The organism is Nonomuraea longicatena (assembly GCF_039525605.1).
GTDB classification, from domain to species: Bacteria; Actinomycetota; Actinomycetes; order Streptosporangiales; family Streptosporangiaceae; genus Nonomuraea; species Nonomuraea longicatena.
This window is the reverse complement of sequence record NZ_BAAAHQ010000021.1, coordinates 102,648-116,399: the sequence shown is the minus strand read 5'-3', so window position 1 is coordinate 116,399 and position 13,752 is coordinate 102,648. Positions and strand designations below refer to the sequence as shown.

7 protein-coding genes and 1 pseudogene are annotated in these 13,752 nt (G+C 71.1%); 3 read left to right on the top strand and 5 right to left on the bottom strand.

Annotation, left to right across the window (positions count from 1 at the left end; translation table 11 throughout):
* Window positions 1-1,441 (top strand): annotated as a pseudogene (locus tag ABD120_RS20205) (hypothetical protein); the annotation flags it as partial.
* 185 nt (window positions 1,442-1,626) lie between these two features.
* A complete protein-coding gene (locus ABD120_RS20200) occupies window positions 1,627-3,339 on the top strand; it encodes an NYN domain-containing protein (RefSeq protein WP_343951497.1) in 1,713 nt (570 codons plus the stop codon).
* A 65-nt stretch (window positions 3,340-3,404) separates the two neighbouring features.
* On the opposite strand, the gene ABD120_RS20195 is transcribed toward ABD120_RS20200, so the two are convergent.
* Complete coding sequence (locus ABD120_RS20195) at window positions 3,405-4,034, bottom strand: response regulator (protein WP_343951496.1); 630 nt, start codon at window positions 4,032-4,034, stop codon at window positions 3,405-3,407.
* 3 nt (window positions 4,035-4,037) lie between these two features.
* Window positions 4,038-8,195 (bottom strand): HAMP domain-containing protein, encoded by a 4,158-nt coding sequence (locus tag ABD120_RS20190; RefSeq protein ID WP_343951495.1) that lies wholly within the window; start codon window positions 8,193-8,195, stop codon window positions 4,038-4,040.
* Window positions 8,196-8,315: 120 nt separating this feature from the next.
* Between ABD120_RS20190 and ABD120_RS20185 the strand changes: the two genes are divergently transcribed.
* Window positions 8,316-9,854, top strand: a complete 1,539-nt coding sequence (locus ABD120_RS20185; RefSeq protein WP_343951494.1) for a PP2C family protein-serine/threonine phosphatase — start codon at window positions 8,316-8,318, stop codon at window positions 9,852-9,854.
* Between the two features lie 60 nt (window positions 9,855-9,914).
* On the opposite strand, the gene ABD120_RS20180 is transcribed toward ABD120_RS20185, so the two are convergent.
* The 3 genes from ABD120_RS20180 to rho form a co-directional block, all read right to left on the bottom strand.
* Entirely contained in the window at window positions 9,915-11,684 is a 1,770-nt protein-coding gene (locus tag ABD120_RS20180) for a S9 family peptidase (RefSeq protein ID WP_343951493.1), read from the bottom strand.
* A gap of 156 nt (window positions 11,685-11,840) precedes the next feature.
* A complete protein-coding gene (locus tag ABD120_RS20175) occupies window positions 11,841-12,692 on the bottom strand; it encodes a putative RNA methyltransferase (RefSeq protein WP_343951492.1) in 852 nt (283 codons plus the stop codon).
* Between the two features lie 20 nt (window positions 12,693-12,712).
* Window positions 12,713-13,726 (bottom strand): transcription termination factor Rho, encoded by a 1,014-nt coding sequence (gene rho, locus ABD120_RS20170; protein WP_343951491.1) that lies wholly within the window; start codon window positions 13,724-13,726, stop codon window positions 12,713-12,715.
* Window positions 13,727-13,752: the final 26 nt, after the last annotated feature.

Below are 13,752 nucleotides of genomic sequence, written 5' to 3'. Positions count from 1 at the left end.
CCTGCTGATGTCGGGGGAGGAGCCGGTCAAGCCGCCTCCCGTCGCCGTGCCGGTCGTCACGCCCGAGCCTCCGCCGCCGCCTGTACGGGAGCCGAGGCCGGAGCCGACCCCGCCGCCGCCCGTCCCGAAGCCCACCCCCACCCCCCAGGGCAAGGCGCGGCTGTCGGCCTCGATCGACGCGCTCGGCGCGCTGGTGCGCGACCACCCCGGCATCGTCGGACTGCGGCTGCGCAACACCGGCAAGGGGCCGAGCGAGGAACTGTCGGCCACGGTCGCGTTGCCGCCCGGCGTCACGCTTCTGTCCGGCGCGCGCCGGGGCAGCGCGCTCGCCCTGGTCAAACCGGTCGGCTCGGTGGACGGCTGGTCGTGCCGCGCACAGAGCGGCGGGGCGACCTGCGTGCGCAGGCCGCTGGCCGCCCGCGCCTCCACGGCGGTCTTCCTGCGGGTGCGCGTGGACGCCTCGGCGCCGGAGGGCGCCGGGCCCGCCGTCCACGTGAACTCGGGAGGGGTACGGCTGCGGGCGGCGGCGACGGTGGGTGTGCAGGCGGAAGGGGCGCCCGCCCGGTTCGCCACCGACGGCAAGGTGCTGGTCAGGTCCATCGGCAACACGCTGCTGAGCTGCCCGCAGGCCCGCGACGGCTGCGAGGAGGCTCGCGAGCGGCGGGGCGGACGGCGTGACAACGACCTGTGGCCCATGCGCCGCGTGGACGAGGACGACGTGGCCCGCACCACCGCCTCCAGCGGCGCCCGGCTCGACCTCCCGCCCGGCAGCCAGATCGTGTGGGCCGGGCTCTACTGGTCGGCCGGTACGCCGAAGGGCGGCCCGATCGAGTTCCGGCCGCCGGGCCGGAAGAAGTACTCGCTCATCCAGCCCACCCAGGTGACGGTGCGCCCGTTGCCGGCCGGGTCCGGCTACCAGGCGTTCGCCGATGTGACCGCGCTGGTCAGCGCGGGTGACCGGAAGGGGATGTGGTGGGCGGCCGACGCTCCGGTGAAGCAGGGGGTCTCGCAGCACGCGGGATGGAGCCTCATGGTCATCGCCACCGATCCGGGCCAGCCGTACAGTCAGGTGGTCGTCCTCGACACGGCCACACAGGTCGGCGGCGAGGACGACGAGCCCGGCCGGGTGGACCTGCCACTGGGCGGGCTGAGCCCGGCCGCGGCGCCCGCGCGGGTGGACCTGGTGACCTGGGAGGGCGACGCCGACCTGCGCGGGGACCGGGTGCTGGTCGGCGGCACGCCGCTGGTACCCGCCGCCGGCGACCGGCGGGTCGACAACGCCTTCGACGGCTCGGCCAACGGCGCCGACAAGCTCACGTTCGGCGTGGACGTGGACACCTTCAGCGGCGAACTCGGCGACCGGCCCAGACTGTCGATCGTCACGCGCCGTGACGCCGTGTTGTTCGGGGTGGTGGCGGTGAGTGTGCGAACCAGGTCGTGACCGAGATCAGGACAAACTGGTACGGTCTGCGTAAATCCTCTGGCGAGACGTCGGGCGAGTTCGGAATCGTCGGGATTCAGCTTCGCACGATCATCGCCTTCATTACCCTGAGAGAGGGCCGCCGAGTCCGGCTCTGACGGTGCAGGGCCGCAAGGTCGGGCCACCCAAGAAAGGGGCGGTGTCGCGTGGATCGCTGCGCGCTGTTCGTGGACGCTGGCTACCTGCTGGCCGACGGCGCGATGGCCGTGCACGGCACCCGTCATCGCGAAGCCGTCGCCTGGGACTATCCGGGTCTGCTCCAGCTGATGACCAACCTGTCCCGTGAGCGTACGGGGCTGCCGCTGTTGCGCTGCTACTGGTACGAGGCGACCGTCGAAGGCCGCCGCACCCCTGAGCACGACGCGCTCGCCGACCTGCCGGGGCTCAAGCTCCGGCTGTCGCGCATCAGGCCCGGCCGCCGGGAGGGGGTGGACGCGCAGGTCCACCGCGACCTGATGACGCTCGCCCGCAACAGCGCCGTGTGCGACGCGGTCGTCGTCAGCGGCGACGAGGACCTCGCTCAAGTCGTCTGCGACGCCCAGGACCTCGGCATCCGGGTCACCGTCGTGCACATCACGGCCGACGGCGGCTGGGCGGTCTCGCGCACGCTGCGCCAGGAGAGCGACGACCTCATCGAGATCGGCAGCGGCCACCTGCGCCCCTACGTCAGCCTGGTCACCGGCGCGGCCGAGGCCGTCAACGGCAGCCAGCCCGTCAGCAACGGCCAGGCCGCCCACGCGTCGCTCCCGGCCGCACTGCCACCCGCCGCGCTCGGGTCCATGTCTCCCGGGTCGGCTCCTCTCGGCTCGGTTCCTCCTGCTTCGGGGGCGCATGGTGCAGGGGCGCCCGGTGCTGGATCTCTAAGTCCCGGGTCACCCGGTTCAGGGGGTCTCGGCTCGGGTTCGTCCGGTGCGGGGGCCGTCGGTCCGGGATCGTCCGGCTTGGGGTCGCCCGGTTCAGGGGCTCTCGGTCCGGGATCGTCCGGTGCGGGGGGTCTTGGTTCGGGATCGTCCGGCTCGGGTGCGTCCGGTGCGGGAGTGCTCGGTTCGGGTTCGCTCGGTTCGGGTTCTCTTGGGGCAGGGCATCCAGAGCCGGGAGCTCCAGGGGCGGGTTTGCCCGGCTCGGGGACTCTTGGAGCGGGATCGTCGGGCGCAGGGACTCTTGGAACGGGTACGTCCGGGATGGGTGCTCTTGGGGCGGCGCCGTCGCCGCTCGGGTCGGCCGGCCCGCCGGTTCCCGGGGCGCCGCCGTCCGGTTCGGGCGCTGCCGCTGCTCCGGCCGCCTCGACGGGTGTGTCCGGCCAGCACGGCCTGCCCGGTGCCGGGCCGCCCACCACGCCTGCGCCCAGCCAATCGGCCGGGCAGCCCGGCTCGGCCCCGTCCGGCGGCCACGCGCTGCCGCCCGGGAGCGGCGCCCATGCGAGCCCGCCCGGTCAGAGCCTCAACCCGGCGAGCGGCTCCTCGCCGGGGCTCGGCCAAGCGGTTCCGCCCGCGCTGCCGTCATACTCCAGCTACCAGCAGGATCCCGCGCAGTTCTCGCCGACGTACCAGCCGCTGGGGCCCTACACGGGCCCGCAGGCGGCGCCGGTGCCCGCGACGCCCGCGACGGGGACGACCACGCTGGCAGACGCGGTCCAGTCCGCCCACCGTGAGGGCCACGACTTCGGCGAGTCGGTCGCCCGCGACGCTCCGGCCCTGTGGCTGGAGGCGGTGCTGGCCCGCAAGCCGCGCATGCCGTCCGACCTGGAAGCACGGCTGCTGCAGGGCTCCTCGCTGCCGATCGACTTCCTGCTGCACGACGAGGTCCGCCACGCCCTGCGCCGAGGCTTCTGGGACGCATTGGAACGCGCCCGCCGATAGGGCTTCGGCTCTCCGCTTGAGCCGGCTTCTTGCACGAAACCCGCCGCTCGCGCCTCCCGCCGGCTCTAGGTGATCGCGTCGAATGCCGCGCGCAGGTGAGAAACCCGGTCGGTGAGGGCCGACAGCGCGGCCGACAGTCCGGGGTCGGGGGACTTCAGCGACAGCTCCCGTACCTTGGCCAGTTCGTCCTCGGCCGTGCTGAGCCGCCGCGACAGTTCGGGCAGCACGCCAGCCCTGTCGGCAGTGCCGCCCGGCAGTTCGGCCGCGACCCGCTCGCGTAGCAGCGACGCCTGCTCGGCCAGGCGCTTGTTCGCCATGTACAACTCCGCGAACACCGACACCTTGGCCCGCAGCACCCACGGATCGAACGGCTTGGTCAGATAGTCCACCGCGCCCGCCGCATAACCCCGGAAGGCGTAGTCGGGCGCGCTGTCCACCACCGTCAGGAAGATGATCGGGATGTTGCGGGTACGCTCGCGCCGTTTGATGTGCGCCGCCGTCTCGAACCCGTCCATCCCCGGCATCCGCACGTCCAGCAGGATCAGCGCGAACTCGGTGTTGAGCAGCGCCTTCAGTGCCTCCTCACCCGACCTGGCGCGCACCGGCACCAGATCGAGCGAGCTCAGGATGGCCTCAAGGGCGATCAGGTTCTCCTCGCGGTCGTCGACCAGGAGGATCTTCGCACGGTCCGCCATCGATCACGTTCCTTCAGCAGGGTCGGTCGCGTCCACCCGCCCACGGCTGAGCCAACCGCGCAGTCGTTCGAGCAACCGGTCCACGTCGACCGGCTTGGGCACGTAGTCGGACGCGCCCGAGGCGATGCTCTTCTCACGATCTCCTCGCATGACCTTAGCGGTCAACGCGATGATCGGCAGATCGGCGAACTGGGGCATCCGGCGGACGGCCGACGTCGTGGCCCAGCCGTCCATCTCCGGCATCATGATGTCCATCAGGACCAGGCCGACGTCCTCGTTGCGTTCGAGTTGCTCGATGCCCTCGCGCCCGTTCTCCGCGTAGACGATGGAGGCGCCGTGGCGCTCCAGCACGCTGGTGAGCGCGAAGACGTTGCGGATGTCGTCGTCCACGATGAGGATCTTGGCCCCGGCGAGCGGGTCGTCGCCCTGCCAGGTGACGGTCTCGGCGGGCTCGACCAGCTCGGGCAGCGGCAGGTCCATCGGCAGCGGCGGCTCGGGAACCGCCGGCTCCTCCGCCGGGGTGACGACCACCTGCCTGCGCGCGGCCGTGGCCTCGCCCGACAGCGGGCCGGTGTACGTCGTCGGCAGGAAGAGCGTGAACGTGCTGCCCTTGCCGACCTCGCTGTCCACGTGGATCTCGCCGCCCAGCAGCATCGCGATCGAGCGGCAGATGTTGAGCCCGAGGCCGGTGCCGCCGTACTTGCGGCTGGTCGTGCCGTCGGCCTGGCGGAACGCCTCGAAGATGATCTCCCGCTTGTCAGGGGCGATGCCGATGCCGGTGTCGATGATCTCGAAGGCGAGCAGATCGTCGGCCTGGCGCAGCACGTCGTCGTCCACGTCGGCGCCCGCGGGCGCCCGCAGCACCCGCATCTTCACCTCGCCCTTGTGCGTGAACTTGACCGCGTTGGCCAGCAGGTTGCGCAGCACCTGCTGCAGGCGCTGTTCGTCGGTGCGCAGCTCCAGCGGGGTGCCCTCGTCGACCTCGACGGAGAAGGCCAGCTTCTTGTCCTTGGCCAGCGGGGCGAAGGCCGAGCTGACGTACTCGACCAGCTTGCTCATCGGCAGCGGGCCGGGGTGCACGTCCATGCGGCCCGCCTCGACCTTCGACAGGTCGAGCATGTCGTTGATGAGCTGCAGCAGCGACGAGCCCGCGCCGTGGATGGTCCGCGCGAACTCGACCTGCTGCGAGGTCAGGTTGCCCTCGGCGTTCTCGGTGAGCAGCTTGGCCAGCACGAGCAGGCTGTTGAGCGGGGTGCGCAGCTCGTGGGACATGTTGGCGAGGAACTCGGACTTGTACCGGCTGGAGACCGCGAGCTGTTCGGCCCGCTCCTCCAGGGTGCGGCGGGCCTGCTCGATCTGGAAGTTCTGGATCTCGATCGCGCGGTTCTGCTTGGCCAGCAGCCCCGCCTTGTCCTCAAGCTCGGAGTTGGACCTGCGCAGCTCCTCCTGCTGCCGCTGGAGCTCGTCGGAGCGCTCCTGCAGCTCTCGGGTGAGACGCTGCGACTCGGTCAGCAGGTCCTCGGTGCGGGAGTTGGCGATGATGGTGTTCATCGTGACGCCGATGGTCTCGACGAGCTGCGTCAGGAAGTCGAGGTGCACCTCGCCGAACGGGGTGAACGAGGCGAGTTCGAGCACGCCGAGCACCCGGCTCTCGAACAGGATCGGCAGCACCACGATCTGCGCCGGGGTCGACTTGCTGAGGCCGCTGTCGATGGTGATGAAGCCGGCGGGGACGCTGTCGAGGATGATGGTCTTGCCCTCGGCCGCCGCCTGGCCGACGATGCCCTCGCCGATCGCGAACTTCTGCCGTGGGCCCCGGTCGGGGCGCACGCCGTACCCGCCGATGAGGATGAACCCGTGGGCGCCCTCGGGGTCGCGGCCGTAGAAGGCGCCGTGGCGTGCCGACACGAGCGGCGTCAGCTCGCTCATGATCAGCTTGGCGACCTCCAGGACGTCGCGGTGGCCCTGCATGAGCCGCGAGATGCGGGCCAGGTTGGACTTCAGCCAGTCCTGCTCCTGGTTGGCCTGCGTGGTCTCGCGCAGGTTGGCCACCATGTAGTTGACGTTGTCCTTGAGCTCGGCCAGCTCGCCCTGCGCCTCGACCGCGATCGAGCGGGTCAGGTCGCCCTGGGCGACGGCGCCCGTCACGGTGGCGATGGCGCGCACCTGGGTGGTCAGGTTGCCGGCGAGTTCGTTGACGGACTCGGTGAGCCGCTTCCAGGTGCCCTCGACGCCCTCGACGCGGGCCTGGCCGCCCAGCCTGCCCTCGGAGCCCACCTCTCGGGCCACGCGGGTGACCTCGGAGGCGAAGCTGGACAACTGGTCGACCATGCGGTTGATGGTGGTCTTCAGCGCCAGGATCTCGCCCTGGGCGTCCACGTCGATCTTGCGGGTCAGGTCGCCGTTGGCGACCGCCGTCGTGACCTCGGCGATGTTACGGACCTGTGAGGTCAGGTTGTTGGCCATGAAGTTGACGTTGTCGGTGAGGTCCTTCCAGACCCCGGACACGCCCTGCACCCGCGCCTGCCCGCCCAGCTGGCCCTGCGTGCCGACCTCGCGGGCGACGCGGGTGACCTCGTCGGCGAAGGAGGAGAGCTGGTCGACCATCGTGTTCAGGGTGTCCTTCAGCTGAAGGATCTCGCCCTGCGCGTCGACGGTGATCTTCTTGGACAGGTTGCCCTGCGCCACGGCCGACGACACGGCCGCGATCTGGCGTACCTGTGAGGTGAGGTTGTTGGCCATGAAGTTGACGTTGTCGGTCAGGTCCTTCCAGACCCCGGACACCCCGCGCACCTGGGCCTGCCCGCCGAGCTGGCCTTCGGTGCCCACCTCTCGGGCCACGCGGGTGACCTCGGAGGCGAAGCTGGACAGCTGGTCGACCATGGTGTTCATCGTCGACTTCAGTTCGAGGATCTCGCCCTGGGCGTCCACGTCGATCTTGCGGGTCAGGTCGCCGTTGGCCACCGCCGTCGTGACCTGGGCGATGTTGCGCACCTGGTAGGTGAGGTTGTTGGCCATCGAGTTGACGTTGTCGGTGAGGTCCTTCCAGACCCCGGACACACCCTTGACCTCGGCCCGGCCGCCCAGCTTGCCCTCGGTGCCGACCTCGCGGGCCACGCGGGTGACCTCGTCGGCGAAGGAGGAGAGCTGGTCGACCATCGTGTTGAGCGTCTCCTTCAGCTGAAGGATCTCGCCCTGCGCGTCGACGGTGATCTTCTTCGACAGGTTGCCCTGCGCCACCGCCGTCGCCACGGTGGCGATGCTGCGTACCTGTGAGGTGAGGTTGTTGGCCATGAAGTTGACGTTGTCGGTCAGGTCCTTCCAGACCCCGGACACCCCGGTCACCTGGGCCTGCCCGCCGAGCTGGCCCTCGGTGCCGACCTCGCGGGCCACGCGGGTGACCTCCTCGGCGAACCCCGACAGCTGGTCGACCATCGTGTTGACGGTGTTCTTCAGCTCGAACATCTCACCCACGGCGTCCACCGTGACCTTGCGCGACAGGTCGCCCTTGGCCACCGCCGTCGTCACCACCGCGATGTCGCGCACCTGCGCGGCCACCCGCGACGACATCGTGTTGACCGCCTCGGTCAGGTCGCGCCAGCTCCCCGACATGCCGCGTACGTTGGCGCTGCCGCCCAGCCGCCCCTCGGTGCCCGCCTCGCGGGCCACCCTGGTCACCTCGGAGTTGAACAGGGCGAGCTGGTCGACCATGCCGTTGATCGCCTTGCCGAGCCGCCGCACCTCGCCGCGCGCCGACCGGTCGAGGTCGATGCGCCGCGACAGGTCGCCCTTGGCCACGGCGTCGATGACGTCCGCCGCGCCGCTTACCGGGCTCACCAGCGCGTCGATCAGCTGGTTGACCGACTCGACGCTCTCCGCCCAGGCCCCGACACCCGGCCCCGGGGTCAGCCGTTCGCCGAAGCGGCCCTCCTTGACCACTTCCTTGCGAACCCGGACCAGCTCGTTCGCCAGATGCTCGCGGCGGTCGGCCACGTCGTTGAGCAGCAGCCGCACCTCGCTCATGATGCCGGGAGGCGCATGGGGGACGCGCCGCCGGAAGTCGCCGTCCCGCCAGGCGAACAGAGTCTCCAGGATCGGCACCAGATCCGACTCGGTGTAGGTCCTCTCTTCAGGGGTGGGGACGGTCTTGGCCGTGGTCATGGGGCCTCCTTCACTCGCGAGGTGGCAGCGCGAGTGATGTAAGTCTGTCACGATGAGTAGCTCGTAGTCCTGTCCTTGGATTTACCCCAAGTCGCCGTCAATTGTGGTAGGCACGGTGGGATGACTGCCTCACCCCACGCCCTTCTCGCGGCGACCTTCGCACCAGGCGAGACGGCTGTACCCGCGACCCGGCGTTTCACCCGTGAGGTGATGACCGCCTGGGCGGTCGCCGGTGCCGTTCTCACCGTTGCCGAACAGGTGGCCGGAGAGCTGGCGGGGCAGGTGGTGGATGAGCCGTTCGAGGTCATCTGGAAACATTTCGGCGACGGGGTGCAGGTCGAGCTGCGGCAGCGTACGGCGCCGCACGGCGACCCGAAGGCTCCTTCGATCGAGGTGGAGGAGTGGGGCATCACCTTCGCCGGCGACTCCCGTGTCCACTGGGCAAGACTCACGCTACCGGGTTCGGCCGACCGGACCACCCCCGAGTGGGCGGAGGAGAGCGCGCACGGCCCCCACTGGCTGGGCTTCCTCGCCGACGCCAGTGACCTGCTCGCGGGCACCCTCGACCCCGACATGGTTCCCGCGATCATCGCCCAGATCGTGGTGCCCCGGCTGTCCGGCTGGTGCGCGGTCTACACCGCGGGCACGCTGGCCGGCCCGATGCGCCTGGCCTACCTGTGGCACGCCGACGAGGCCCGCATCGACGGCCTGCGCGAGCAGCTCGGCCAGGTCAGCGTCGCCGACACCCAGGTGACCACCACGGTTCAGCTCGCCGACTGGCAGGTGCTGGCCGTGCCGCTGACGGCACGCGGGCGCGGGCTCGGCATGATGTGCCTCGGGCGTACCGACCGTTTCCCCGACGACGTCGTGCGCTTCGCCGCCGACATCGCGCGCCGGGCCGCGCTCGCCATGGACAACGCCCGCCTGTACGCCGAGCAGGCCGCCGCCAACCGCGCCCTCCAGCGCAGTCTGCTGCCGCCCAACGAGCCGGAGGTGCCCGGCCTCGACTACGGCGTCGTCTACGAGCCCGCGGGCGAGGTCAACGAGGTCGGCGGCGACTTCTACGACCTGTTCGCCGCCGAGGACTCCTGGCGCTTCGCCATCGGCGACGTCTGCGGCACCGGCCCGGAGGCCGCCGCCGTCACCGGCCTGGCCCGCCACACGCTGCGGCTGCTGGCCCGCGAGGGGTACGGCGTGGCCGCCGTCCTCGGCCGCCTCAACCAGGCCATCCTGGAGGAGGGCGAGCGGGCCAGGTTCCTGACGCTGATCCACGGCGACATCACGCCGGTGGAGACCGGCCTGGAGGTACGCCTGGTGTCGGCCGGGCATCCCGAGGCGCTGCGGCTGAAGCCGAACGGCGTGGTCGAGACGGTCACCACGCCGCAGTCGCTGCTCGGCGTCTTCCCCGAGGTGGTGTTCGAGGCCGACACCCTGCACCTCGACCACGGCGACGTGCTGCTGGCCGTCACCGACGGCGTCACCGAGCGGCGCAACGGCGGGCGGCTGCTCGACGACGAGGGCGGGCTGGCCAGAATGCTGGCCGAGTGCGTGGGCCTGTCGGCCCGCGCGGTGGCCGAGCGCATCAGGCGCGGCGCCGAGGACTTCGCGCCGGAGCCGAGCGCGGACGACCTGGCGATCCTGGTCCTCCGCGCCCGCTGACCCGCCGCAGGCCGCCCCTGCACCCCGCAACCCGCCCGCGTACGGCAGGGCGCGGCATGGTCAGGGGCTCTTCGCCGTGTGCTTTCTCGCGAACTCCAGTTGCAGGGTCATCTGGGCGATGCGTTCGGCGACGACCATGGAGCCGCGCACCGCGTCGTAGGTGTACAGCTCGTGCTCGCGGCCGTGCTCGGCGAGTCTGGCCACGTACTTCTCGATCTGGCGCAGTGGGCAGCGGGTGTCGTTCTCCCCGGCGAGGATCAGCACCGGGGCGTCGACCCGGTCCACGTAGGTGATCGGCGAACTGGCCGTGTAGCGATCGGGCTGCTCCTCGGGCGAGCCGCCGAACAGGGCCCGCTGGTAGGCGCGCAGGCTCTCGGCCTCGTCCTCGTAGCAGGTGCGGTGGCAGGCGATCGGGACCGCCGCGATGCCCGCCGCCCAGTACCCGGGCTGCAGGCCGAGGGCCAGCAGCGCGAGGAAGCCGCCCCACGAACTGCCCGCGACGATCATGCGGTAGGGGTCGGCGATGCCGCGCGCCACCACCCAGTCGCGTACGGCGGCGACGTCGGCCAGCTCGATGTGCCCCACGTCGGCGTGGAGCGCGTCGCGCCAGGCCGAGCCGTACCCGGTGGAGCCCCGGTAGTTGACCCGCACCACGGCGAACCCGGAGTCCACCCACGCGGCCACCTCGGGGGAGAAGGCGTCGTGGTCCTGCGCGGTGGGCCCGCCGTGCAGCAGGAAGACGGTGGGGAACGGCGCGGCGCCGTTCTCCGGCCGGGAGACCAGGGCGTGGATGCGGCCGCCCGGCCCGGTCACGTCCAGGTCCTCGACGGGGACGCTGGGCGGCGCGATGGGCCCGGCCGAGTTCATCACGACCTGGCCGTTGCTCGACCGCACGACCGGCGGCCGGGACGAACTCGACCACGTGTACTCGACGTTCCCGCCGGGGCGCGGCGTGGCCTCCTCGATGACGCCGTGCGGGGTGTCGATGAGGGTGAGGCCGCCGCCGCCGAGGTCGTAGCGGTGGAGGTAGCTGCGGGCCCGGTCCTGGCGGTGGATGAGCAGGGCGCGGCCGTCGGCGTACCACTCGGCGGACAGTTCGCCGGGGTCCTTCAGCCAGAGTTCGCGCTGCTCGCCGGAGACGGGGTCCCAGAGCAGCGGTTCGTGGCGCCTGCGGCGTTCGTGCAGGGCTAGCAGTCGCCGCTCGCCCATGACGGGGGCGAACTTCACGCCGATCACGCCCTTGTCGGGGCCGTCGTGGAGTTCGCCGACGACCGAGCCGTCGGGACGGATGACCCGCAGGGCGGGGCGGCGGAAGTCGCCGTACTCGCCGTGGTTGACGGCGATCAGCGAGCCGTCCATGGACAGGTCGGTGACCCAGGCGGCCTCGGTGTGCTCGTAGATCACGCGGGCCTGGTCGCCGGGCCTGACGAGGTGGATGCGGAAGGAGCCCTCTGCGGCCAGGCTGATCACGGCGGTGCCGTTGGCCGACAGGTGGATGCCGCCGGGCTGGCCGACCGGGATGCCGGGGTCGACGGGGACGTCGTCGCCGCCGCCGAACGGCTGGCGCATCCATCCGCCGAGTTCGTCCGCGTCGGTGTCGGCGAACCAGTAGATCCACTGGCCGGTGGGGTCGATGGCGGCGTGGGCGGTGCCCTTGGGCTGCTCGGTGACCTGGCGGGTGGAGCCCTTCGTACGATCCCAGGCGTAGACCTCCCAGGTGCCGGTGGCGTTGCACCGGTAGATGGAGCGGTTCGGTGCCAGGCGTGCCCAGGTGGGCAACGTCATGCGCGGCGCCCGGAACCTGGCCTGCCAGCGTTCCTCCGCCTTCATGCGGCGCGTCCCCTCCCTCTGGAACCGCGCCTCAGCTCTCGGCTTCCCCGGCGCGGGTTGGCGTCCAGTATCGCGCCTGTGTCACAGAAATACTCGTGGAATGTCGGGGAATTTCAGACTAAATGCCCCATCAGTAACACGAGCCGCATATGACCGTCAAGGAACAACCCTTGCTCGCGATGCCGTCTGGAAGATAGACAGCTGAAAGCTCGCAGTGGTTGTCACTTTCTTCGTCGTTTCCTGCTCGAAGACTCGAGAAATTCGAGCATTCAGTGTCGCTTCCGGCATATGCCATGCGCTGGGTCCCATTCGCACGACCTCGGTCACCCCGTCGGCGTCCAACTCCATCGTGAACTCCACCGCGCGCCGTTCCACCAGGGAGAATTCTCGGAGACTGCGCGCGACCCGCTGCTCCTTGTCCTGATCGACGGACAGCAGCCCGAGCCCCTCGACCAGGGGCCGCAGGTGACCGGGCCCCGGCGTGACCACCACCAGCCGCCCGCCCGTACGGAGGATCCGCGCGAACTCCGGCCCGTTGCGCGGCGCGAACACGTCGAGCACCACGTCGGCCACCCCGTCCGCGATGGGCAGCGGCCGCCAGACGTCCGCCACGACCGCGCCCGCCCTCGGATGGGCCCGCGCCGCCCGCCTGATCGCGAACTTGGAGATGTCGAAGGCCAGTCCGACCGCCTCCGGGCCGAGCGCCCGCGCCAGGTAGTAGCCGGTGCCCGCCCCGGCCTCCACGACCACCCGCGCCCCGGCGGATTCCCTGGCCAGTTCGGCGGCCAGCGGCTCGTAGTGCCCGGCGCCGAGGAAGCGCTCGCGCGCCGCGACCATCTCGGCGGTGTCGGCGGTGCCCGGCGTCCCCGAGCCGACCAGGAGGCTCGCGTAGCCCTGCCGGGCGAGGTCGAAGGCGTGCCCCCTCCCGCACCGCAGCGCCCCGGGTACGGTCTCCAGCCCCTGTCCGCAGATCGGGCAGACGAGCAGGTGGACGACATCACTCAGCATCCACCCATTCTCGCCGAGGCTCAGGTCGTGGCCGCCTGGCGGAGGAAGGCGGTGTTGGAGGGCGTCCGCTTGAGCTTGTCGATGAGCAGTTCGGTGCCCTGGTGGCGCTCCATCGTCCCGAGCATGCGGCGCAGCCGCCACACGACCTGCCGTTCGCCGTCGCGCAGCAGCGTCTCCTCACGCCGCGTCCCGGAGGCGTCGAGGTCGACGGCGGGGAACAGCCGCCGCTCGGCCAGGTCCCTGGCCAGGTGGATCTCCATGTTGCCGGTGCCCTTGAACTCCTCGTACAGGCTGTCGTCGAGCCGGGAACCGGTGCCGACCAGCGCCGTCGCGAGGATGGTCAGCGAGCCGCCGCCGAGCACGTTGCGGGCGGCGCCGAAGAAGCGCTTGGGCGGGTAGAGCGCCGAGGCGGCCAGCCCGCCGGTGAGCACCCGGCCGTTGCCGGGCGCCTGGTTGTTGTAGGCGCGGCCGAGCCGGGTGAGCGAGTCGAGCAGCAGGACCACGTCGCGACCCTGCTCGACCAGGCGCTTGGCGCGCTCGATCGCGAGTTCGGCGACGGCGGTGTGCTCGTGGTCCGGGTGGTCGAAGGTGGAGGAGTGGATCTCGCCCGCGATGTTCGCCCGCATCTCCGTCACCTCTTCCGGGCGCTCGCCGACCAGCAGCACCATGAGGTGGACCTCGGGGTGGTTGGCGGTGACGGCCGCCGCGAGCGCTTGCAGGACCATGGTCTTGCCCGCCTTCGGCGGCGCCACGATCAGGCCGCGCTGGCCCTTGCCGACGGGGGCGAACAGGTCGATGACCCGGGTGGTGAGCGAGGCCGTCTCGATGGCCAGCCGCTCAGTGGGGTGCTCGGGCGTGAGGTCGGCGAAATGCGGACGCTCACGCCAGGAGGCGGAGCCGTTGACCGATTCGACCGAGGCGATCCGGCCGCCTTCCACGGTGGCGACGACGTGGTCGCCGGGTCGTAGTCCGAGTTGCCGGACCCGGTCGCCGGAAATGCGGATTCCGGAGACTTGGCCGGTCTTTCCCCGCAAATCCAGCAGTCCGGAAACCTGCTGTG